17 protein-coding genes are annotated in these 22,410 nt (G+C 71.5%); 8 read left to right on the top strand and 9 right to left on the bottom strand.

Translation table 11 applies throughout. The annotated features are described in order from the left end of the window. Positions 1–104 precede the first annotated feature (104 nt). The 5 genes from Sdi02f_RS36720 (at position 105) to Sdi02f_RS12040 (ending at position 6,099) form a co-directional block, all read left to right on the top strand. Positions 105–236 (top strand): hypothetical protein, encoded by a 132-nt coding sequence (locus Sdi02f_RS36720; protein WP_007444772.1) that lies wholly within the window; start codon positions 105–107, stop codon positions 234–236. 75 nt (positions 237–311) lie between these two features. Further along, the gene (locus Sdi02f_RS12025) at positions 312–1,364 is read left to right on the top strand and encodes a 3-isopropylmalate dehydrogenase (RefSeq protein ID WP_030402372.1); all 1,053 of its coding nucleotides are present in this window, start codon (positions 312–314) and stop codon (positions 1,362–1,364) included. A 263-nt stretch (positions 1,365–1,627) separates the two neighbouring features. Then, entirely contained in the window at positions 1,628–2,716 is a 1,089-nt protein-coding gene (locus Sdi02f_RS12030) for a branched-chain amino acid aminotransferase (RefSeq protein WP_031086256.1), read from the top strand. A gap of 375 nt (positions 2,717–3,091) precedes the next feature. Then, positions 3,092–4,696, top strand: coding sequence for a citramalate synthase (gene cimA, locus Sdi02f_RS12035; RefSeq protein WP_031086258.1), 1,605 nt, complete (start codon positions 3,092–3,094; stop codon positions 4,694–4,696). 62 nt (positions 4,697–4,758) lie between these two features. Continuing rightward, positions 4,759–6,099, top strand: coding sequence for a hypothetical protein (locus Sdi02f_RS12040; protein WP_108933220.1), 1,341 nt, complete (start codon positions 4,759–4,761; stop codon positions 6,097–6,099). A gap of 22 nt (positions 6,100–6,121) precedes the next feature. Here Sdi02f_RS12040 and Sdi02f_RS12045 read toward each other — a convergent pair whose 3' ends face one another. Beyond that, the gene (locus Sdi02f_RS12045; RefSeq protein WP_030402368.1) at positions 6,122–6,679 is read right to left on the bottom strand and encodes a YceI family protein; all 558 of its coding nucleotides are present in this window, start codon (positions 6,677–6,679) and stop codon (positions 6,122–6,124) included. 171 nt (positions 6,680–6,850) lie between these two features. On the opposite strand from Sdi02f_RS12045, the gene Sdi02f_RS12050 reads away from it, so the two are divergent. The 3 genes from Sdi02f_RS12050 to Sdi02f_RS12060 all read left to right on the top strand — a co-directional run bounded on the left by Sdi02f_RS12050 (position 6,851) and on the right by Sdi02f_RS12060 (position 11,143). Next, positions 6,851–9,190, top strand: a complete 2,340-nt coding sequence (locus tag Sdi02f_RS12050) for a polysaccharide lyase 8 family protein (RefSeq protein WP_108933286.1) — start codon at positions 6,851–6,853, stop codon at positions 9,188–9,190. Between the two features lie 154 nt (positions 9,191–9,344). Further along, positions 9,345–10,928 carry an acyl-CoA carboxylase subunit beta gene (locus Sdi02f_RS12055; RefSeq protein ID WP_037825030.1) on the top strand — a complete coding sequence of 528 codons (1,584 nt, stop codon included), beginning with the start codon at positions 9,345–9,347 and terminating at the stop codon, positions 10,926–10,928. A gap of 17 nt (positions 10,929–10,945) precedes the next feature. After that, entirely contained in the window at positions 10,946–11,143 is a 198-nt protein-coding gene (locus Sdi02f_RS12060; protein ID WP_030402365.1) for an acyl-CoA carboxylase epsilon subunit, read from the top strand. 187 nt (positions 11,144–11,330) lie between these two features. Here Sdi02f_RS12060 and Sdi02f_RS12065 read toward each other — a convergent pair whose 3' ends face one another. The 8 genes from Sdi02f_RS12065 to Sdi02f_RS12100 form a co-directional block, all read right to left on the bottom strand. Next, the gene (locus tag Sdi02f_RS12065) at positions 11,331–11,912 is read right to left on the bottom strand and encodes a GTP-binding protein (protein ID WP_009314218.1); all 582 of its coding nucleotides are present in this window, start codon (positions 11,910–11,912) and stop codon (positions 11,331–11,333) included. Continuing rightward, positions 11,893–12,465, bottom strand: coding sequence for a DUF742 domain-containing protein (locus tag Sdi02f_RS12070; protein WP_030402364.1), 573 nt, complete (start codon positions 12,463–12,465; stop codon positions 11,893–11,895). Before Sdi02f_RS12070 ends, Sdi02f_RS12065 begins: the two co-directional genes overlap by 20 nt. A 94-nt stretch (positions 12,466–12,559) precedes the next feature. Further along, complete coding sequence (locus Sdi02f_RS12075; RefSeq protein WP_004983065.1) at positions 12,560–12,973, bottom strand: roadblock/LC7 domain-containing protein; 414 nt, start codon at positions 12,971–12,973, stop codon at positions 12,560–12,562. Positions 12,974–12,983: 10 nt separating this feature from the next. Further along, positions 12,984–16,196: a sensor histidine kinase gene (locus Sdi02f_RS12080; RefSeq protein ID WP_030402363.1), complete on the bottom strand. Its 3,213-nt coding sequence runs from the start codon at positions 16,194–16,196 to the stop codon at positions 12,984–12,986. Between the two features lie 402 nt (positions 16,197–16,598). Further along, positions 16,599–17,174: a GTP-binding protein gene (locus Sdi02f_RS12085; protein ID WP_055469383.1), complete on the bottom strand. Its 576-nt coding sequence runs from the start codon at positions 17,172–17,174 to the stop codon at positions 16,599–16,601. Continuing rightward, complete coding sequence (locus tag Sdi02f_RS12090) at positions 17,155–17,553, bottom strand: DUF742 domain-containing protein (RefSeq protein ID WP_007387727.1); 399 nt, start codon at positions 17,551–17,553, stop codon at positions 17,155–17,157. Before Sdi02f_RS12090 ends, Sdi02f_RS12085 begins: the two co-directional genes overlap by 20 nt. A gap of 111 nt (positions 17,554–17,664) precedes the next feature. Then, positions 17,665–18,078, bottom strand: a complete 414-nt coding sequence (locus Sdi02f_RS12095) for a roadblock/LC7 domain-containing protein (protein ID WP_003973453.1) — start codon at positions 18,076–18,078, stop codon at positions 17,665–17,667. A gap of 9 nt (positions 18,079–18,087) precedes the next feature. Further along, positions 18,088–21,984, bottom strand: a complete 3,897-nt coding sequence (locus tag Sdi02f_RS12100) for a sensor histidine kinase (protein WP_108933221.1) — start codon at positions 21,982–21,984, stop codon at positions 18,088–18,090. Between the last annotated feature and the right edge of the window lie 426 nt (positions 21,985–22,410).

Consider the following 22,410-nt stretch of genomic DNA (forward strand, 5'->3'; position numbering starts at 1 on the left):
CCCGTGCAGGCGACCCCTGCGGCACCGCGCTCCCCGCCCCTTCCGGCCTCTCGCAATCCCCTTTCTCCGCACCCCCGGGTGCTGTGCCGAAGGAGTCGATTCCCATGGCCGAGACCACCGTCCGCCGCCGAGTCCGCCACCTCTCCCGTACCAGCGACTCCGACCGCAAGAACGCCGCGGCCGCGCTGCAGCGCGCCCTCGACCGCCGGGACAACGGCGGCGCCACCGGCCACTGAGCCGCCGGACGACCCTGGCGTCCGCATGCCGGACGCCTCGTGTCATCCCGTGGGACGAGGAGTAGGGTGCTGCGCATGTCGGCAAGCTCTCGCATCCTCAATCTCGCAGTCATTCCCGGTGACGGCATCGGCCAGGAGGTCGTGGCCGAAGGTCTGAAGGTCCTCTCCGCCGTCCTTCCGCAGGATGTGAAGCTGGAGACCAAGGAGTTCGACTTCGGCGCCCGGCGCTACCACGCCACCGGTGAGACCCTCACCGACGCCGACCTCGACGCCCTCAAGGCCCACGACGCCATCCTGCTCGGCGCGATCGGCGACCCCTCGGTGCCGTCCGGGGTGCTGGAGCGCGGCTTCCTGCTCAAGCTCCGCTTCGCCTTCGACCACCACGTCAACCTGCGGCCGAGCAAGCTCCTGCCCGGCGTCGCCACCCCGCTCGCCGGCCAGCCCGAGATCGACTTCGTCGTCGTCCGCGAGGGCACCGAGGGCCCCTACACGGGCAACGGCGGCACCATCCGCAAGGGCACCGAGCACGAGGTCGCCACCGAGGTGTCCGTCAACACCGCCTACGGCGTCGAGCGCGTCGTGCGGGACGCCTTCGCCCGCGCCCAGGCCCGGCCCCGCAAGAAGCTCACGCTGGTCCACAAGAACAACGTGCTGACCTTCGCGGGCCACCTGTGGACCGACGTCTTCCACAAGGTGGCCGCGGAGTACCCCGAGGTCACCACCGACTACATCCACGTCGACGCCGCGACCATCTACCTGGTCACCGACCCGGCCCGTTTCGACGTGATCGTCACCGACAACCTCTTCGGCGACATCATCACCGACCTCGCCGCGGCCGTCTCCGGCGGCATCGGCGTCGCGGCCAGCGGGAACATCAACCCCTCCCGCGACTTCCCCTCGATGTTCGAGCCGGTGCACGGCTCCGCGCCCGACATCGCCGGCCAGGGCAAGGCCGACCCCACCGCCACGGTCCTGTCCGTCGCCCTGCTGCTGCGCCACCTCGGTTACGAGGCCGAGGCCGCCCGCATCGAGGACGCCGTCTCGGCCGACCTCGGTGAGCGCGGCGGTCTGCCCGCCCGTTCCACCTCGGAGATCGGCGACGCGCTCGCCGTACGAGTAGCCGGCTGACACCCGCCGCGCCACTCGATCGAATCCGTTTCGAAGCCGTCGGGTCCCAAAACAAGGCACCCGGCGGCTTTCTCCTGCGTCCGCCAGGTGCGACCATCGAAACCTGGGCCGCATTCACCCCGTTTCACCCCTCGCGGGCCGCGCGCGATAATCGAACGCGAAGCCGCGACTTGAGGGAATGCTCGGACGTCCTAGCACCGGCCACCGGCCGTACGGGCGTGACCGCGGCCCGTCACAACACAACCGGTGAAGGACAGCCACCCATGACGACGCCCACGATCGAGCTCAAGCCCTCCGCCAACCCGCTCTCGGACGCCGAGCGCGCGGCGATTCTGGCCAACCCCGGGTTCGGCCGCCACTTCACCGACCACATGGTGACGATCAGGTGGACCGAGGGCCGCGGCTGGCACGACGGTCAGCTCGTGCCCTACGCCCCGCTCTCCCTCGACCCGGCGACCATGGTCCTGCACTACGCGCAGGAGATCTTCGAGGGGCTGAAGGCCTACCGGCGTCCCGACGGTTCCGTCGCCACCTTCCGCCCGGAGAAGAACGGCGCCCGCTTCCAGGCCTCCTCGCGCCGCCTCGGCATGCCCGAGCTTCCGGTCGAGACCTTCATCGAGGCCTGCGACGCGCTGGTGAAGCAGGACGAGAAGTGGGTCCCGGCGCACGGCGGCGAGGAGTCCCTGTACCTGCGCCCCTTCATGATCGCCACCGAGGTCGGCCTGGGCGTCAAGCCGGCCAACGAGTACCTCTTCCTCGTCATCGCCTCCCCGGCCGGCGCCTACTTCCCGGGCGGCGTCAAGCCCGTCTCCATCTGGGTCTCCGAGGACCGCGTCCGCGCCGTCCCCGGCGGCATGGGCGACGCCAAGACCGGCGGCAACTACGCGGCCTCCCTGCTCGCCCAGGCCGAGGCCGCGGCCAAGGGCTGCGACCAGGTCTGCTACCTCGACGCCATCGAGCGCACGTGGGTCGAGGAACTGGGCGGCATGAACCTGTACTTCGTGTACGGGAACAAGATCATCACGCCGGCCCTCACCGGCTCCATCCTCGAGGGCGTCACCCGTGACTCCCTGCTCACCGTCGCCCGCGACCTCGGCTACGAGGCGGAGGAGGGCCGCATCTCGGTCGACCAGTGGCAGCGCGACTCGGAGAACGGCACCCTCACCGAGGTCTTCGCCTGCGGCACCGCGGCCGTGATCACGCCCGTCGGCACGGTCAAGCGGACCGGCGCCCAGTGGCAGCAGAGCGGGGGCGAGCCGGGCGAGGTCACGCAGCGGCTGCGGGACGCGCTGCTGGACATCCAGCGGGGGACCGTCGAGGACACCCACGGCTGGATGCACACGCTGGCCTGACGCGTGCCGGGCGGGGGGCGGGCCCGGCCGGGACCCCGCCCCTCCGGCCCGTGCGGGGGAGTTGCCGGTGGACGGAGGCCGCTCGCATCCTGAGACGGGCGGTGAGAAGGGGGAGGGAGTGTGCCAGACTTCCCCCGTGCTCTCGTTCGCCATGATTATTGGCAGCAGGCGCGCCGGTCCGCAGTGACCACCACGTACGACCAGGTACGGGTGGCCACCGTCGTCCTCGACCCGCGCGCAGACCTCTCGCACCCGCGAGAGGTTTTTCGCTTTCCTGGCCCACCCCGAGCCGGGAAGAGAGCGCGAGGGATCATAGAGGAACGGTGGAACCGGTCATTCCGGTAGACCGAGATTCCCTACAGGAGCCTTCAGATCATGACCGCAACCAGCGAACTCGACGATTCGTTCCACGTCTTCGACACCACCCTGCGCGACGGCGCGCAGCGCGAGGGCATCAACCTCACGGTCGCGGACAAGCTGGCCATCGCACGGCACCTGGACGACTTCGGTGTGGGCTTCATCGAGGGCGGCTGGCCCGGCGCCAACCCGCGGGACACCGAGTTCTTCGCCCGGGCCCGGCAGGAGATCGACTTCCAGCACGCCCGGTTGGTGGCCTTCGGCTCCACCCGCCGCGCGGGCGCCAAGGCCGCCGAGGACCACCAGGTCAAGGCGCTGCTCGACTCCGGCGCCGACGTGATCACGCTGGTGGCCAAGTCCCACGACCGGCACGTGGAACTGGCCCTGCGCACCACGCTCGACGAGAACCTCGCCATGGTCGCGGACACGGTCTCCCACCTCAGGGCGCAGGGGCGCAGGGTCTTCGTCGACTGCGAGCACTTCTTCGACGGCTACCGCGCCAACCCCGAGTACGCGAAGTCGGTCGTGCGCACCGCCTGGGAGGCCGGCGCCGACGTCGTCATCCTGTGCGACACCAACGGCGGCATGCTCCCGGCGCAGATCCAGGCCGTGGTCGCCACGGTGCTCGCCGACACCGGCGCCCGGCTCGGCATCCACGCCCAGGACGACACCGGCTGCGCCGTCGCCAACACCCTCGCCGCCGTCGACGCGGGCGCGACCCACGTCCAGTGCACGGCCAACGGCTACGGCGAGCGGGTCGGCAACGCCAACCTGTTCCCGGTCGTGGCCGCCCTGGAGCTGAAGTACGGCAAGAAGGTGCTGCCCGAGGGCCGGCTGCGCGAGATGACCCGCACCTCCCACGCCATCGCCGAGGTCGTCAACCTCACCCCCTCCACCCACCAGCCCTACGTGGGCGTCTCCGCCTTCGCCCACAAGGCCGGCCTGCACGCGTCCGCGATCAAGGTCGACCCGGACCTGTACCAGCACATCGACCCCGAGCTGGTCGGCAACACCATGCGGATGCTGGTCTCCGACATGGCCGGCCGCGCCTCCATCGAGCTCAAGGGCAAGGAGCTCGGCATCGACCTCGGCGGCGACCGCGAACTGGTCGGCCGGGTCGTGGAGCGGGTCAAGGAGCGCGAGCTGGCGGGCTACACCTACGAGGCCGCCGACGCCAGCTTCGAGCTGCTGCTGCGCGCCGAGGCCGAGGGCAGGCCGCTGAAGTACTTCGACGTCGAGTCCTGGCGCGCGATCACGGAGGACCGCCCCGACGGCAGCCACGCCAACGAGGCCACGGTCAAGCTCTGGGCCAAGGGCGAGCGCATCGTCGCCACCGCGGAGGGCAACGGCCCGGTCAACGCCCTGGACCGGTCGCTGCGCGTCGCGCTGGAGAAGATCTACCCCGAACTGGCCAAGCTCGACCTGGTCGACTACAAGGTCCGCATCCTGGAGGGTGTGCACGGCACCCAGTCCACGACCAGGGTCCTCATCTCCACGTCGGACGGCACGGGGGAGTGGGCCACGGTGGGCGTCGCGGAGAACGTCATCGCCGCCTCGTGGCAGGCCCTGGAGGACGCCTACACCTACGGGCTGCTGCGGGCGGGGGTCGCGCCCGCCGAGTGACGAAGTGCCCGATACCAGGGCACTTCATGTCTGAGCGGGGTGCATGCGGGTACGCCGAGCGTATGAGTGGCGTTCGCATGCACCTCCTCATGCGCCTCCTGGTCGTACCGGTCGTCGCCGCGCTGGCGGTGCTGATGGCCGGTGCGCCCGGCGCGCGGGCGCAGACCGACGTCTCCACGATCGGCGCCGCCCTGCGCGACAGTCCGGTCTACGTGGACCCGGCCGCATCGGGCCTGCTGTCCGGGTCCGACGCGGACGCGCTCGCCCACAAGATCGAGAACGCGGGCGACCCCATCTTCGTCGTGGTCCTCCCGGCCGGCTACCCGACCACCGACCTCTTCCAGAACCTGCGCACCGAGACCGGCATCACCGGTCTGTACGGCGTCCGCCTCGGCGACCGTTTCGACGCCCGTGCCGACAGCAGCGTGCTGAGCCGCCAGGGCGTGCGGAACCTGGTCACCGCGGTCCAGGGCGCGGGCGATCCCAAGGCGCAGCTGAACGACTTCGTCGACGACGCGGTGCGCAGCGTGAACGGCTCCGCCCCCTCCTCCTGGGACTCCGGGGGCGGTTCCGCGCCCACGGGCGCCCTGATCACCGCGGGCGCGGTGGTGGTGGTCGGCGGCGCGGGCGTCTACGCGCTCTCCCGGCGCAGCCGCCACCGCCGCGAGGCCGAGCAGCGGGAGTCGCTGGAGCGGCTGCGGGTGGTGGTCGACGAGGACATCACGGCGTTCGGCGAGGAACTGGACCGCCTGGACTTCCACCCGGCGGAACCGGGCGCGGACGACGCCATGCGGGCGGACTACGAACGCGCCCTGGACTCCTACGACCAGGCGAAGACGTACATGGCGGACGCCCGCAAGCCGGAGGACGTGCGGGCGGTCACCCAGGCGGTGGAGGACGGCCGCTTCTCGCTCGCGCAGCTCGCCGCCCGCCGCGAGGGCAGGCCGCTGCCCGAACGCCGCCCGCCCTGCTTCTTCGACCCGCGCCACGGTCCGTCGGTCGCCGACGCCACCTGGACCCCGCCGGGCGGCACGACCCGCCAGGTCCCGGTCTGCGCGGCCGACCGGGCCCGGCTCTCCGACGGGCGGGAGCCGATGATCCGCGAGGTGGACACCGAGTACGGCCGCCGCCCCTACTGGGACGCGGGCCCGGCCTACGGCCCCTGGGCGGGCGGCTACTTCGGCGGGGGCATCCTGCCCGGTCTGCTGGTCGGCACCATGCTGGGCAGCATGATGGCGGGCCCCGCCTACGGAGCCGGTTACGGCGCGGGTTACGGCGACTTCGGCGGCTACGAGGGCGGCGACGTCTCGGGCGCCGACTTCGACCCCGGGGACTTCGGGGGCGGCTTCGGCGGTGACGGAGGCTTCGGCGGGGGAGGCGGCGACTTCGGCGGCGGCTTCTGAGCCGCCGCGGCGGTCCGGCCCGTCAGGCCTGCCGGATCGCCGAGATGTCGAAGTTCAGCTTGATCTTGTCGGAGACCAGGACCCCGCCCGTCTCCAGGGCCGCGTTCCAGGTGAGCCCCCACTCCGAGCGCTTGATCTCCGCCTTGCCCTCGAAGCCGACGCGCTCGTTGCCGAACGGGTCCTTGGCGGCGCCGTTGAACTCCAGGTCGATGGTGAGCGGCTTGGTCGTGCCGAGGATCGACAGGTCACCGGTGATGCGGTAGTCGTCGCCGCCCAGGGACTCCGCCTTGGTGGAGCGGAAGGTCATCGTCGGGTACTCGCCGGTGTTGAAGAAGTCCGAGCTCTTCAGGTGGCCGTCGCGGTCGGGAGAGCCCGTGTCGATGCTGTCCATCGTGACGTCGAGGGTGGCCGTGGAACGGGACGGGTCGGCGCCGTCCAGGTGCAGCGTGCCGGTGAAGTCGAGGAACTTGCCCTTGACGTTGGTGACCATGGCGTGGCGCGCCGTGAAGCCGATCGTCGTGTGGGCGGGGTCGACGGTGTAGTCGCCGGTGAGCGTGGCGAGGTCGGGGGTGCTGGTCATGGTGTCCTCCGTGAGGGGTCGGGACCCGGGCGGTCCGGGGCCTAATGTTGAATGTTCAACCAGTCCAACGAGTTCGACTGTAGACCTATTCCGCGCGGGCATCAACCGTCACGCACGGCGTGCCGCGCGTGTCGTTCCGGATTCGGCCACGACGTGATAGACGGCATGAGCATGACCCCGAAGCGCCCCACCGCTCCCGGCCGCCGGGCCGTCCTGTTCGCCGCGGCACTGGCCGCCGGCCTCACCGCGGCCCCCCGCGCGGCAGCCGCGCCCGACCCCCCGGCCGACCCCTACGACGCCCTCCGCCGGCGCTGGCTCGAGCTCGCCCTCGGCACCGGCTACGACCCCGCCGCCGAGCCGTACGCCTCCCGTCTCGCCGAGACCGGCGCACGCGCCCGCGCGTACCGCGCCGCCATGGCCCCGACCCCCACCTCGCTGTGGCCCGGCCACCCCTTCGACCCGCCCGCCGGCATCACCTTCGCCTACGGCCGCCTGTGGACGATGACCGAGGCGTACGTCCAGGAGGGCACCGGCTCCACCGGCGACCCCGGCCTCCTCGCCGACCTCCTGCGCGGTCTCGACCACCTCTCGGCCACCGTCTACCACCCGGCCACCGCCCGCTACGGCAACTGGTGGGAATGGCAGATCGGCAGCCCACGCCTCCTGATGGACATCACCGCCGCCCTGTACGACCACCTCGGCGCCGACCGCGTCGCCGCCGCCTGCGCCGCCGTCGACCACTTCGTCTCCGACACGATGCTCGGCGACTACTCCGGCACCTCCACCGGCGCCAACCGCGTCGACCTGTGCCGCTCCGTGGCCCTGCGCGGCATCCTGGGCCGCAACCCCGCCAAGATCGCCCTGGCCCGCGACGCCCTCTCACCGGTCTTCCCGTACGTCACCGAGGGCGACGGGCTCTACGCCGACGGCTCGTTCGTCCAGCACACCTGGATCGCCTACTCCGGGACGTACGGCCAGGTCATGCTCGACGGGCTGGGCCGGCTGTTCACCCTGCTGGCCGGCTCCGCGTGGGAGGTGACGGACCCGGCCCGGCAGATCGTCCTCGACAGTGTCGAGCGGGCCTACGCACCCCTGATCCACGACGGCCTGGTCATGGACGTGGTCAACGGCCGAGCGATCAGCCGGGGTCACCTCCAGGGCGACGACCTCCACGTCATGCGCGGCGACCACTTCCACGGCCGCCAGCTCGTCGCCGCCGTGGCGGTCCTCGCGGGCGGTGCGAGCGACGCCGAGCGGAAACGCTGGCACGCCCGGATCAAGGGCTGGATCGAGCGCGACACCGTCACCCCGATCCTCACGGCGCCGGAGTTCCGGGCGGCCGACCTCGCCCGGCTGCACGCGATCGCCGACGCGCCCGGCGAGGCCGCCCCCGAACCCGCCGGACACCACCTCTTCGCCGCCATGGACCGTGCCGTTCACCGCCGCCCCGCCTTCACCGCGGGCCTCGCCATGGCCAGCGACCGCATCGCCCACTACGAGTGCGGCAACGGCGAGAACCCGCGCGGCTGGCACACCGGCGCGGGGATGCTCACCTGGTGGGCGAACGGAACCAGGTCCGACCAGTACACGGACTGGTTCTGGCCGACCGTCGACTGGTACCGGCTGCCCGGCACCACCGTCTCCACCCGGCGCCTGCCCGACCGCGCGGGCGGCGAATGGGGCGAGCCCAAGCCGGACGTGCGCTGGGTCGGCGGCACGACCGACGGCGCCTACGCGGCCGTCGGCCAGGACCTCAAGGGTCTCGGCTCCACCCTGCGGGCGCGCAAGTCCTGGTTCTTCCTCGACGACGCGGTGGTGTGCCTGGGCGCCGGCATCACCTGCGCCGACGGCGTCCCCGTCGAGACGGTCGTCGACAACCGCAACCTGGGGGAGGGCGGCACCCAGGCCCTCGTGCACGGCGGGCGCTGGGCCCACCTGGAGGGCCACGGCGGCTGGATCGTGCCCGAGGGGGAGCTGCGGACCCTGCGCGAGGACCGCACCGGCGCCTGGTCCGACATCAACGCCACCAGCACGACCGAACGCCGCACCCGGCGCTGGCAGACCCTCTGGCTCGACCACGGCACCGACCCGGCCGACGCCGGCTACGTCTACACCGTCATGCCGGGCGCCTCCCGCGCCGCCGTGGCCCGCCGGGCGGCCGACCGCCGTTGGCTGAGGGTCCTCGCCAACGACCGCATCCGCCAGGCGGTGGCCGTCCCCTGGCTCGGTCTCACGGCCGCCAACTTCTGGCAGGTCGGCACCGCGGGCCCGCTCACCGCGACGGCCGGGGCGAGTGTGCTGGTCCGCCGCACCGGCCGCTCCGCTACCCTCTGCGTGAGCGAACCGCCGCGCACGGGACAGCCCCTGGAGATCGTCTGGGACCACCCGGTGAGGGCGGTGTCGCGGGCCGACGAGACGGTCGAGGTCCTGGAGGCGGGCCGCCGACTGCGCCTGCGCGTCACCCCAGGGGTGGTATGTACCACCCACGAATGTGAGGTGATTCTCAGCTAAGGGGTTTGTGCAACCCCTACAAGCCCCAGCCCCCCTGAGCAGTCGAAAAGGCTGCACGGGATGGGGATTCTGTTCAGTGCTACCAGGAAATCGGGCCGGAGACTGTACGGAGTCGACGGCTCGCATTCCTTGGTCGGCTTCGTACAGTCACTACATGACCGTTTTGGATGAGGCGCCGGGTGAGCCGACGGACGCGCGCGGGCGAGTGGCCGAGCTGCACGAGATCCGTGCGCAGGCGCTGGCCGGGCCGAGCGAGAAGGCGACGGCCGCGCAGCACGCCAAGGGCAAGCTGACGGCACGCGAGCGGATCGAGCTGCTCCTGGACCCGGGCTCCTTCCGGGAGGTCGAGCAGCTGCGCCGGCACCGGGCGACCGGGTTCGGACTGGAGGCGAAGAAGCCGTACACCGACGGTGTCATCACCGGCTGGGGCACGGTGGACGGCCGCACGGTCTTCGTCTACGCCCACGACTTCCGGATCTTCGGGGGCGCGCTGGGCGAGGCCCACGCGACGAAGATCCACAAGATCATGGACATGGCCATCGCGGCCGGTGCGCCGCTGGTGTCCCTGAACGACGGCGCCGGCGCCCGCATCCAGGAGGGCGTCTCCGCGCTCGCCGGGTACGGAGGGATCTTCCAGCGGAACACGAAGGCGTCGGGGGTCATCCCGCAGATCAGCGTGATGCTGGGCCCGTGTGCGGGCGGCGCGGCCTACAGCCCCGCGCTGACGGACTTCGTCTTCATGGTCCGCGACACCTCGCAGATGTTCATCACCGGCCCGGACGTGGTCAAGGCCGTCACCGGTGAGGAGATCACCCAGAACGGGCTGGGCGGCGCCGACGTCCACGCCGAGACCTCGGGCGTGTGCCACTTCGCCTACGACGACGAGGAGACCTGCCTCGCCGAGGTGCGCTACCTCCTCTCCCTCCTCCCGCAGAACAACCGGGAGAACCCGCCCCGCCACGAGTCGTCGGACCCCGCGGACCGCCGCTCGGACGTCCTGCTCGACCTGGTCCCGGCGGACGGCAACCGCCCGTACGACATGGTCAAGGTCATCGAGGAACTCGTCGACGACAGCGAGTACCTGGAGGTCCACGAGCGCTGGGCCCGCAACATCATCTGCGCGCTGGCCCGCCTCGACGGCCAGGTCGTCGGCATCGTCGCCAACCAGCCGCAGGCCCTGGCGGGCGTGCTGGACATCGAGGCGTCGGAGAAGGCCGCGCGCTTCGTCCAGATGTGCGACGCCTTCAACATCCCGATCATCACCCTTCTGGACGTACCCGGCTTCCTGCCCGGCGTCGACCAGGAGCACGGCGGCATCATCCGCCACGGCGCCAAGCTGCTGTACGCGTACTGCAACGCCACCGTGCCCCGGATCTCGCTCATCCTGCGCAAGGCGTACGGAGGTGCTTACATCGTCATGGACAGCCAGTCCATCGGCGCCGACCTCACCTACGCCTGGCCGACCAACGAGATCGCCGTCATGGGAGCGGAAGGCGCCGCCAACGTCATCTTCCGCCGGCAGATCGCCGACGCCGAGGACCCCGAGGCCATGCGGGCGCGCATGGTCAAGGAGTACAAGTCCGAGCTGATGCACCCCTACTACGCGGCCGAACGCGGCCTGGTCGACGACGTCATCGACCCCGCGGAGACCCGCGAGGTGCTGATCAAGTCCCTGGCGATGCTTCAGACCAAGCACGCCGACCTGCCCTCCCGCAAGCACGGCAACCCGCCGCAGTGACCCGAGGAGCCACTTCCATGTCCCCTGCCGACATCCGCGTCGAGAAGGGCCACGCCGAGCCCGAGGAAGTCGCCGCCATCACGGCCCTCCTCCTGGCCCGCGCCGCCGCCCGCCCCGCCGAGATCGCCCCGGCCCACGGCGCCGGCCGAGCCCGCGCGGGCTGGCGCCGCCTGGAGCGCGAGCCGGGATTCCGGGCACCGCACAGCTGGCGCTGACCTGAGCACACGCACAGGCCCCCTTCCGCCGAGGAAGGGGGCCTGTGCGCATGAAGGGGGCGGGGAGCCGGCCCAGGGGGCGCGGGGGGGGGCTTGCGCCACTGGCCACCACACCACCCGCACCCGGCAACGAAACCGCCCCCGGCAGCCTGGTGGCCGCAGGGGGCGGGTCGCAGCCCGGCGCGGGCTAGCGCAACCGCGCCATCAGAGCGTGCTCCACGAGCGTGATGAGGGCCGACTTCGCGTCGGCGCGGTGCCGCGCGTCCGTCGTGATGATCGGCGTGTCCGGACCGATCTGCAGCGCCTCCCGGACCTCGTCCGGGTTGTACGGCTGCTGCCCGTCGAAGCCGTTGAGCGCGATCACGAACGGCAGCCCGCTGTTCTCGAAGTAGTCGACCGCCGGGAAGCAGTCGGCCAGCCGCCTCGTGTCGACCAGCACGATCGCCCCGATCGCGCCGCGCACCAGGTCGTCCCACATGAACCAGAACCGGTCCTGGCCCGGCGTGCCGAACAGGTACAGGATCAGGTCCTGGTCGAGCGTGATGCGGCCGAAGTCCATGGCGACCGTCGTGGTCGTCTTGTCCCCCGTGTGGGTGAGGTCGTCAATGCCCGCGGACGCGGATGTCATCACGGCCTCGGTGCGCAGCGGATTGATCTCCGAGACAGCGCCGACGAACGTGGTCTTGCCCACGCCGAAGCCGCCCGCCACCACGATTTTCGCGGAAGTGGTGGAGCGGGAAGGACCGCCGCTAGAGCTTGCGAAGTCCACTGAGCACCCTTTCGAGCAGTGTCACGTCTGGCTGGCCGCCGGCGCTCTCGTCGCCGCCGGGCTGATGGATGGCGACCAGTCCCGCCTCCGCCAAGTCGGCGACGAGGATCCTGGCCACGCCGAGAGGGATCGCCAGCAGGGCCGAGACCTCGGCCACCGACTTGATCTCCCGGCAGAGGTTGCAGATCCGCTGATGCTCGGGCAACTGGCCCTGCATCTGGTGCGGCTGCGCGGTGGTGTGCACCAGCGCCTCGATGGCGAGCTGGTAACGGGGCCTGGTGCGACCGCCCGTCATGGCGTACGGGCGCACCAGGGGGTTGTTCGACGCCCCGGCGGGCGCCGGCTCAGGGGTGCGGCGCTGCGGCTGCACGGGCTGGATGCGCGGAGCCTGCGGCTGGTCGTACGGCGAAGGGCCGGGGCCCTGCGGCGCGTACGGCTGCTGGTGGCTCGGTACGGAGGGGTAGCCGTAGCCGTGCGCCGAGCCGTCGCCCTGGCCCTGACCGGGGCCGTACGACCAGTTGCCCGACGACGGACCGCCTGGGGGTGTTGCCACTTCTTCCTCCTCCGACTGTGCCTGGCACCCAACGCTGTGGAGCCGCGTCCCGAAACCTTACGGCCACAGGACGCCAAAACGCACCGTCTGTCCTTTAGTTGAGAAGGCTCCCTTGGAGCTCCGCCCGCAGATCGGGGGTCAGGACCGTGCCGGCACGGTCCACCAGGAGGGCCATCTCGTACCCAATGAGACCGATGTCCGCCTCGGGGTGTGCGAGAACCGCGAGGGACGAGCCGTCGGAAATGGACATGATGAAGAGGAATCCGCGCTCCATCTCCACAACCGTCTGGTTCACGCTGCCGCCCTCGAAGATGCGCGAGGCACCCGCGGTCAGCGAGGTCAGGCCGGAGGCGACGGCCGCGAGCTGATCGGCTCGGTCGCGAGGGAACCCTTCGGACATCGCCAGAAGGAGTCCGTCGGCGGAGACCACCACCGTGTGGGACACCCCCGGGGTGTTGTCCACGAAGTTGGTGATCAACCAGTTCAGGTTCTGCGCCGCCTGGCTCATCGGGCTCACACTAACGCTCCTGGTTGTAGGTGCTGTCAGGACCACGGTGTTCATTCCTCGTGTCCTGGCCGTTCGTTTCACTGCCTGCGTTGCGGCCCCGTTCGACGCCGCGCCGCAGGTTGCTCAGCCTGCCCCGGACGTCCTCCGGAGCGCGGGAGACCTGCGGGCCTCCCTGGGGGGTGGTCTCGGCCGCGCCCTCGACCAGGTTGGCCTTGGGCACCCGCCGCGGCAGGCCCGAGGAGGTCACCCCGCCCGCCTTGGGCCTGCGCAGCGCCGAAGCCTGCTGCCAGCGGTCGTCGTTGGCCGACCGCCAGGTGTCCTCGCCGCCCGTCCCCTGTGCGGCGGCCGGCGTCTCCCGGCCCACGTGCCCCGCATCGCCCGCGCCGCTCGCGGTGGATCCGCGGCGGGGAAGACCGGCGTCGGTCAGCTCGTGGGCGGCGGAGGAGGCCGGACCCGGACGGTCGAAGCCTACGCGGTCCGCCTCGTTCACGTCAGCGGCCTGGGCGGAATGCGCCTGCGGGGCACTCGCGGGGTACGGGTCCGGATATCCGTTCTGGTACCCGTCCTGCTGCGGCCAGTCGTCCTGGTGGCGCCGCTGCTCGAAGGGGGAGTGGCTCCCGGTCTCCGGCACGCCGCCGTCCGGCGCGTAGTACTGCCCGTCGTACGACGCCTGCTGCGGTTCCTGGTACGCCTGCTGCTGGTCCGGGTACGCCGTCTGCTGGTCGTACCCGCCGTTCACCGGCTCCTGGTAGGCGCCGTTCACCTGCTGCTGGTAGCCGTCGGGGGCCTGGTCGTAGCCCGGCTGCCGTCCGGCGAACGGGTCCTGGAAGCCGGTGGCTTCGGGACCGCCGTTCTCGCCCTGGTCCGCGGGGCCCGGCAGTTCGGGGTGGGCCTGGGCCTCCAGGGCCGCGCGGCGCTCCTCGCGCATCAGCGAACGGCCGACCGGGTCGAGTTCGCGGATGTCGTCCGGGATCTCGGCGTACCGGCTGTCGTCGAAGCCCAGTTCGGCGGCGGTCCGCATGGGCTGGCCGACCTGCGGGAAGCTCGCGCCCTGGAAGTTCTGCTCCGGGATGATCTGCGAGACGGTGAACTCGTCGCGCTGCGGCTGCTGCTCGCCGCCGCCACCGTGGGTGATGGCGTCCGGGAGCATGACCAGCGAAGTGGTGCCCGCCTGCTCGCCGGAGGGACGCAGCTGGACGCGGATGCCGTGCCGGTCGGACAGCCGGCCGACCACGAACAGGCCCATGCGCTGCGAGATCGCGGCGTCCACGGTCGGCGGGTTGGCCAGCTTGTGGTTGATGTCCGCGAAGTCCTCGGCGGTCAGGCCGATGCCCTTGTCGTGGATCTCGACCATCACGCGGCCGTCGGGCAGCCGGGTCGCGGTGACGCGGACCTTGGTCTGCGGGGAGGAGAACGTGGTGGCGTTCTCGAGCAGCTCGGCGAGCAGGTGCACGAGGTCGGTCACGGCGCGGCCGTGGATCTCGGCCTCCGGCACGCCCGACAGCTCGATGCGCTCGTACTGCTCCACCTCGGAGGAGGCGGCGCGCAGCACGTCCACCAGCGGCACCGGCTGGTCCCAGCGGCGGCCCGGCTCCTCGCCGGCGAGGACGAGGAGGTTCTCGCCGTTGCGGCGCATACGGGTGGCCAGGTGGTCCAGCCGGAACAGGTTCTCCAGCTGGTCCGGGTCGGCCTCGTTGTTCTCCAGGTCGGTGATCAGGCTCAGCTGGCCCTCGATCAGCGACTGGTTGCGGCGCGACAGGTTGGTGAAGATCGCGTTGATGTTGCCCCGCAGCATGGCCTGCTCGGAGGCGAGCCGCACCGCCTCGCGGTGGACCTGGTCGAAGGCGCGGGCGACCTCGCCGATCTCGTCCGTCGAGGTGATCGGGATCGGCTGCACGCGGGTGTCGACCCGGCCCGGGTCGGTGCGGGAGAGCTGGTCGACCAGGGTCGGCAGGCGCTGCTCGGCGATGCCGAAGGCGGCGTTGCGGAGCTGGCGCATGGAGCGGCTCATCTGGCGGGCCACCATGCCGGCCAGGACGAACGCGGCGAGCAGCGCGATCACGACCGCGGCACCCGTGATGTAGGCGTCGCGCTCGGCGTCGTCGGCGATCGAGGACGCCTCGGACACCGCCTTGTCCGCGAGGTCCGACTCGATCTTCTGGTACGCGTCGAACTTGAGGGTGTTGACCGCCCACCAGTTTTCCGGCGTGATGCCCTGCTGGGCCAGCTCCGCACGCGCGCCGGTGTCCGTGGAAGCCAGTCCGGCCAGCTCCGAGACCATCGTCGTCGGGTTGGACGGCGGCGCCACGTAGTCCGGGTCCTTGGCCTTGGCCTCCTTGGCCATGGCCGCGCCGTCCTCCTTGAGCTTCGCCTCGGAGTCCTCGAGCTTCTGCGCGTCCGCCTCGGTGCCGCCGCCGATGTACTCCTCGACCGCGATGCGCTCCAGGTAGGCGTACGAGGAGAGCGCGACGCGCTGGCTGGCGAGGTGGCCGGGCTCCGGACCCGGCTTGACCAGCATGTGCATGCCGATGGAGCGCTCCAGGGAGAGCGCGGCCTTGGTCAGGGAGATCGCGTAGACGGTACGGCCGTAGGAGGTGATGTTGCCGGTGCCCAGACCGAGTTCGTTGGCGAACTCCATCAGGGGGTGGGCGACACCGGTGTAGCCCTCCTCGGTCTCCACGCCCTTGAGCTTGGAGGTGTACGCCGCCGCGCGCAGCGTCTGGAGCTTGGGCTCCTGCTCGCGGAAGACCTTCAGACGGCGCTCCAGGCCGGCCTTGTGGGGCATGCCCTGGGCCGCGTGGTCGAAGGTGGCGGCCGCCTCGTCGGTGGTCCGGCGGGCCCTGACGACGGTGGCGTCCTTCTCGCCCTTGCCCTGCAGCAGCGGAGCCGCCGTGACGTCGCGCTCGTTGTAGAGGGCGTTGGCGTAGCCGAGGGAGGCCCGGACCAGGCGCGCGGTGCTCTCGGCGTCCTCGGCGTCCTGCCAGGTGTCGATCGAGCTCTTCACCTGGAAGCCGCCCATGACGAGGCCGACCAGCACGGGTATGAGCAGGATCGCGTTCAGCCGGGTGGTCACCCGCCAGTTGCGGGGCGTGAAGCGGCCACCGCTCGGCGCGGGCTCGGCCTTGGGTTCCGCGGCAGGGGCGGGGGCGGGCGCCGCTGTGCGCGGCGGCGGGGTGAAGTTGCCCCGGGCCGACGGCTCGGGACTGTTCTTGCTTCGCCTCACTCGACCAACAACCTCTCGGCGGTCGGCACCTGTGTCGTGCCGCTGTGTCTCAGAACCCAGACCGTCATCGAGTACGTGCTACTGCTGAGTACGTCTTTGACCATTGGGCAGTTCTGGCATTCCAGCACGGCGAACAGTGCTCTTCCAAACAGTGGAACGCGGGGCCGGCGCGTGATGCACGCTCCACGTAAAACGGTCATAAAGAGCGAGGGCCGTCAAAAGACGGGGTGTTCGTGAGCGTAGCGAGACCAGCTGACCGCGTCGCGTGTCGGTACCACCCGATTCCTCTGCCGAAACGTTATGAACAGCGGAGCCGACCGTGTCAAAGGACACAGCCGGCTCCGAATCGTCTACGACAAGTGCCGTAGAACCCTGCCGACTTGACTGCTAGGGCCCGCGGAGCTACCGCAAGCGGGCCATCAGCGCGTGCTCGACCAGCGTGATGAGGGCCGACTTCGCGTCGGCGCGGTGCCGGGCGTCGGTCGTGATGATCGGGGTGTCCGGACCGATCTGCAGCGCCTCGCGCACCTCGTCGGGCGTGTACGGCTGCTGCCCGTCGAAGCCGTTGAGCGCGACGACGAACGGCAGCCCGCTGTTCTCGAAGTAGTCGACCGCCGGGAAGCAGTCGGCCAGCCGACGGGTGTCGCAGAGCACGACCGCGCCGATGGCGCCGCGCACCAGGTCGTCCCACATGAACCAGAACCGGTCCTGGCCCGGCGTGCCGAACAGGTACAGGATCAGGTCCTGGTCGAGCGTGATGCGGCCGAAGTCCATGGCGACCGTCGTGGTCGTCTTGTCCCCGGCGTGCGTGAGGTCGTCGATCCCGGCGCTGGCCGAGGTCATCACGGCCTCGGTGCGCAGGGGGTTGATCTCGGAGACGGCGCCCACGAACGTGGTCTTGCCGACGCCGAAGCCGCCGGCCACCACGATCTTCGCGGAGGTGGTCGCCCGCCCTCCGTCAGAGCTTTCGAAGTCCACTGAGCACCCTTTCGAGCAGTGTCACGTCCGGCGCACCGCCGTTGTTCTCGTCTCCGCCGGGCTGGTGGACCGCGACCATCCCGGCCTCCGCGAGGTCCGCGACCAGGATTCGCGCCACGCCGAGCGGCATCGCCAGCAGGGCCGACACCTCGGCCACCGATTTCACCTCGCGGCACAAGTGGCAGATCCGCTGGTGCTCGGGGAGCAGCCCCATGAGCGCTGCCGGGTCGGCCGTCGTACTGATCAGCGCCTCGATGGCGAGCTGATAGCGCGGCCTGGTCCGGCCACCGGTCATCGCATAGGGACGTACCAGCGGCTGGTCGCCCTCGTCCTCGTACGGCTCCGCGTACGGATCATGAGAGGCGGTGGGCGGGGTCATGAATCCTCCGGGCGGGACAGCAGGTCGGTCAGTCGTGCCGTCTGACGAGGCCGGTGGGGGGATTGTGGCGGCCGGACGGTGATTTGGTAACACGGGTGGTGCCGGGGCCGATCAGTGGAGCAGACTGCCTTGTAGTTCGGCGCGCAGGTCGGGTGTGAGGACCGCGCCCGCGCGGTCGACCAGGAGCGCCATCTCGTAGCCGACGAGGCCGATGTCGCACTCCGGGTGCGCGAGGACGGCCAGGGACGAGCCGTCCGAGACGGACATCAGGAAGAGGAACCCCCGCTCCATCTCCACGACCGTCTGCGCCACGTTGCCGCCCTCGAAGATCCGGGACGCCCCGGCCGTCAGCGAGGTCAGTCCCGAGGCGACCGCCGCGAGCTGATCGGCTCGGTCGCGAGGGAAGCCCTCCGACATCGCCAGGAGAAGTCCGTCGGCGGACACGACGACGGTGTGGGACACCCCTGGGGTGTTGTCCACGAAATTCGTGATCAACCAGTTGAGGTTCTGTGCCGCCTGGCTCATCGGGCTCAACTAACGCTCCTGCTGGTGAGTGGGCCGCGGGTAGCTGCCGGTCTGGTTGGTACCGGCCTGACGGCCCTGTGCGATTCCCCGACGGAGATTGGTCAGCCGGCCGCGCACGTCGTCGGGCGCACGCGAGACCTGCGGACCGTTCTGGTGCGACTGCTGCTGAGCCGTTCCCGGGACGAGGTTGGCCCGGGGGACCCGGCGCGGGAGGCCGGAGGTGGTGACTCCGCCGGCGGCCGGCTGCCTGACGCGCTCCGCCTGCCGGACGAGGTCGTCGTTCGGCGAGCTGCGCCAGGCCGAGGTGGCCGGCCGCTGCGGGGCCGCCGGGGTCTGGGGCTGGGCGGCCTCCGGCTCCGCCGGTGCCGCGGCCGGGGCCTCCTGCTGGGCCCTCGCCTCGCGGTCGCCGTGGAACCAGTTGGTCTCCAGCGTGTCGTACAGAGGAGTACGTCCGTCACCGGGGCCGGAGGCCGGGGGCAGGGCCCAGCCGTCGCCGGGCCGCTGCTGCGGCGCCGGGGGACGCTGGGCGCCGAAGTCGTTCCCGCCCTGCGTGCCGCCCGCCCGGGGGCGCTCGAACTGGCCGTTGTCCGCCGCGTTCTGACGGCCCGGCAGGTCGTGCTGTCCGGTCGATCCGCTGTCGTAGCCCTGGGCGCCGGCGAACGGGTCCGCCGGGGCCGGGTTGTCAGGGGCCGCCGGTGCGGGACGGCCGCCGAAGACGTCCGAGCGGACGAAGGGACCGCCGCCCGGCTGCCCGGCGGCCGGCTCGGGCCGCGCGAACTGGTCGTTGCGCGGGGCGTCCTGGCCGGAGCGGCCCGCGTCGTACGGGTCCTGGCGGTACTGGTCCTGCCCGAACCGGCCCTGGCCGTACTGGTCCTGCCCGTACTGGTCCTGCCCGTACTGGTCCGGGAACTGGTTCTGGCCGTCGTACTGGTTCTGGCCGGGGCGGGCGAACTCGCCGGTGTCCTGCGGTTCGTCCCGTCGCGGCGCCGGGGCGTCGAAGTCGGGGCGGGCGAACTCGGCCGTGGCGGCGGGGGACTGGGGCTCGCCGAACCGGGGCACCGCCGGCATCTCCGCGGTGGCGCCCGGACCCTGCCGCTCGTCGAGGCGCGGGGTCAGGTCGGTGCGGGAGCCGTCCGGCTCGTCGTGGCCGCGCGGGGCGTCCAGCGAGGCACGCGGCACGGGCGGCTGCGCGTTCTCGTCGCTCCAACTCGGCACGCGGGGCTGCGGGTTGCCGCCGGGCAGCTCGGCCCGGGGGCCGCCGCGCGGCGGCAGCTGCGGACGACGGCCCTGATCGGCGTCGCCGTTCGCCCCGCGCTTGCCGCGCTGCGGGGGAGCGGCGGGAGTACGGGTGCCGCCGAACATGTCCTGGCCCTGCGGGGCGTTGTTCCCCGGCGCGTTGCCCTGCGGCGCGTTCATGCCCGCGGCCTGCAGACCCTGCGGAGCACCGGGCGCCTGACCGGCACCCGCGCCCGCTCCCGCCGGGGCCGGACGGTTCTGCGGTCCCGGACCCGCCGGGGACTGCGGCCCGCGCGGGCCACCCGGGCGACCGCCCGCGTCACGCCCGGGCAGTGCGGCCCGCGGTCCCTGACCGGCACCGAGCCGGCCGCCCGGCGCACCGCCGCCGAAGGCACCGCCGCCCCCGAGGGCGCCGCCGCCCTGGCCGCCGCGGCGGGCCGCGGCGACACCGGCGGCCGCCTGCGCGGCGGCCGGACCGCCGGTGCCCGCGCCGGGCTGACCGGGCTTGGGCTGCGGCTTGCGGCCGCCCTGGGCGACGTCGACGGGCAGCATGACCAGCGCGGTCGTGCCGCCGGAGTCGGACGGGCGGAGCTGGATGCGGATGCCGTGGCGCTGCGAGAGGCGGCCGACCACGAACAGACCCATGCGGCGGGAGACGGAGACGTCCACGGTGGGCGGCGAGGCGAGCCGCTCGTTGATCGCGGCGAGGTCCTCGGGGGAGAGGCCGATGCCGGTGTCGTGGATCTCGATCAGCACCCGTCCGTCGGGCAGCGCGTGACCGGTGACCTTGACCTTGGTCTGCGGCGAGGAGAACGAGGTCGCGTTCTCCAGCAGCTCGGCGAGCAGGTGCACGAGGTCGTTGACCACACGGCCGGCGACCTCGGTGCTCGGCACGGAGGCCAGCTCGATGCGCTCGTACTGCTCCACCTCGGAGGCGGCGGCACGGAGCACGTCGACCAGCGGCACCGGGCGGGTCCAGCGCCGGCCCGGCTCCTCACCGGCGAGGACGAGGAGGTTCTCACCGTTGCGGCGCATGCGGGTGGCGAGGTGGTCGAGCTTGAACAGCGAGGAGAGCTGGTCCGGGTCGGCCTCGCGGGACTCCAGTTCGGAGATGAGCGAGAGCTGGCGCTGGATGAGGCCCTGGGAGCGGCGCGAGAGGTTGGTGAACATCGCGTTGACGTTGCCCCGCAGCAGGGCCTGCTCGGCGGCGAGGCGGACCGCCTCGCGGTGCACGTCGTCGAAGGCCGCGGCCACTCGGCCGATCTCGTCCCGGGAGTGCACACCGACGGACTCCACCGAGGTGTCGACGTCCTGCGGGTCGGTCTCGGAGAGCTGCTTGACCAGCTCGGGCAGGCGGTCCTGGGCGACCTTGGTCGCGGTGTCCTCCAGGCGGCGCAGCGAGCGGATCATGGACCGGGCCACGACGAACGCGCCGACCAGGGAGACGCCGAGCACGAGCAGGATGACGACACCGGAGATGATCGCCTCTTGCTCGGACTCGTTGCGCAGCTCACGGGCCTGCTGCTCCATGTCCTCCAGCAGCTTCAGCTCGATGTTCTTCATCTGCTGGATCTTGGTGGAGCTGTCGTCCAGCCAGTCCTGGTAGGACCGGGACTTCAGGCTCTCCAGACCGTGGGTCTTGCTGAGCGCGCGGCCCGCGTACTGGTCGGAGGCCTCGATGACCGGGTTGCCCTCGGTGATCGGCTTGAGCAGGTCCTCGGCGCCGTCGCCGTAGATGCTGCTGAAGCTGCGGATCTCGGAGGTCTGGCTCTGCAGCGCGGACTGGGCGTACAGCCGGTCGTTCTCGGTGAGGTTGCCCTTGTCCGTGTTGTTCGCGGGCAGCGCCGCGGCGAGGACGGCGCGCTGGATGGACGCGTACTCCTTGGCCGAGGAGAAGGCCGACAGGGCGCGGGTGCGCTGGATCATGTCGGAGTTGCTGGTCGCCTCCGCCATGTCCTGCGAGAGGTCGAGCAGGTGGGTGATCAGGCGGTGGTAGGACTCGACGGTCTGGGTCGAGTTGTCCTTGGCCGTGTACGCCGTGCTGCGGATCTTGGTCAGGTCGTTCAGGTCGCTGGCGATGCCGACGAGGCTGTCCCGGACGCCGACGAGCCGGCCGTCCTTGCTCGCCGCGTCGATCTGCTCCGACTTGTCGAGGAAGTTCTTCAGGGCCCGGTCGGTCTGCTCGCGGTCGCCCTTGACGGCGATGGCGCTGGACTTCGAGCCGTGGGCCAGGGGGCCGGCGGACTGGTCGCGCTCCTCCTGGAGCGCGTGCGCCAGCTCGGTGGCCTGCTTGGTCATCTCGGTCAGCAGCTTCATGTTCTCGAGCTGCTGGATGTCGTCGATCGACTGGTTGATGCGCAGCGCGCCGAGCGAGGTCGCCGCGACCACCGGAAGCGCGAGCAGCGAGACCAGACGGGTGGAGATCCGCCAGTTGCGCAGGGCTATGCGCGGTCCGGGGCCGGTCGGGCCCGTGGCCGGCTTGGCGGACGGCTGCTGGCCGGGCGCGGACGGGTCCGCCGCCTGGCCGGCGCGCTCCCCGCTGTCCCCGGGCTGGGTCGGGCCCGGGTTCTGGGCGTGCTGGGGCGAGGAGCTGACGGCCTTGGGGCCAGTCCCGCCCTGCGGCTCCGGCTCCGCCGAAGCGCTGCCATCCCTCTTGAAACGTCCCTGCACTAGCGTCGCAACCTCTGGACCAGGCGCCCTTCCGCGTGAACGGCCGGGCACGGTGTCGGCGTCATGGGGGCGCCCTGAATACGCCCCCGTGGTGGTCGTGAGTGACCGGCGCTGGTTCCCCCTTCTCGCCGCCGCTCGGCGCTGGTGTGCGCCCCCTGTGCGCCGGGTCGATCCTGCGGCGGTCCGTGGAATTCCAGCACAGTGCAGGATCTCCAACAAGGCCCGTGGGGCAGGCCGTGGGATACGTGACAGCACGTGAGGGGCGGGTCACCTGTCGTAGAAGATGATCACCCGCAAACCGGACGTATGCGCGCGAGTCACCGAGGTGGGGCGGGTGTCCCAGTCGCCATGATCAGCAGCGGAATGATGGCTTCAGGTGTGCAATGTCGGTTTCGTCGGAGTGGTATCGACGTCGCAATTGACCGG

The sequence above is a fragment of the Streptomyces ardesiacus genome (assembly GCF_003112575.1).
Lineage (GTDB): Bacteria > Actinomycetota > Actinomycetes > Streptomycetales > Streptomycetaceae > Streptomyces > Streptomyces ardesiacus.

Coding starts and splice junctions, on each gene's coding strand:
- Sdi02f_RS12075 (WP_004983065.1), bottom strand. CDS start 12,973: ATGAGCCAGGCGGCGCAGAACCTGAACTGGTTGATCACCAACTTCGTG.
- cimA (WP_031086258.1), top strand. CDS start 3,092: ATGACCGCAACCAGCGAACTCGACGATTCGTTCCACGTCTTCGACACC.
- Sdi02f_RS12045 (WP_030402368.1), bottom strand. CDS start 6,679: ATGACCAGCACCCCCGACCTCGCCACGCTCACCGGCGACTACACCGTC.
- Sdi02f_RS12030 (WP_031086256.1), top strand. CDS start 1,628: ATGACGACGCCCACGATCGAGCTCAAGCCCTCCGCCAACCCGCTCTCG.
- Sdi02f_RS12050 (WP_108933286.1), top strand. CDS start 6,851: ATGACCCCGAAGCGCCCCACCGCTCCCGGCCGCCGGGCCGTCCTGTTC.
- Sdi02f_RS12090 (WP_007387727.1), bottom strand. CDS start 17,553: ATGACCCCGCCCACCGCCTCTCATGATCCGTACGCGGAGCCGTACGAG.
- Sdi02f_RS12025 (WP_030402372.1), top strand. CDS start 312: ATGTCGGCAAGCTCTCGCATCCTCAATCTCGCAGTCATTCCCGGTGAC.
- Sdi02f_RS12055 (WP_037825030.1), top strand. CDS start 9,345: ATGACCGTTTTGGATGAGGCGCCGGGTGAGCCGACGGACGCGCGCGGG.
- Sdi02f_RS12095 (WP_003973453.1), bottom strand. CDS start 18,078: ATGAGCCAGGCGGCACAGAACCTCAACTGGTTGATCACGAATTTCGTG.
- Sdi02f_RS12060 (WP_030402365.1), top strand. CDS start 10,946: ATGTCCCCTGCCGACATCCGCGTCGAGAAGGGCCACGCCGAGCCCGAG.
- Sdi02f_RS36720 (WP_007444772.1), top strand. CDS start 105: ATGGCCGAGACCACCGTCCGCCGCCGAGTCCGCCACCTCTCCCGTACC.
- Sdi02f_RS12040 (WP_108933220.1), top strand. CDS start 4,759: ATGAGTGGCGTTCGCATGCACCTCCTCATGCGCCTCCTGGTCGTACCG.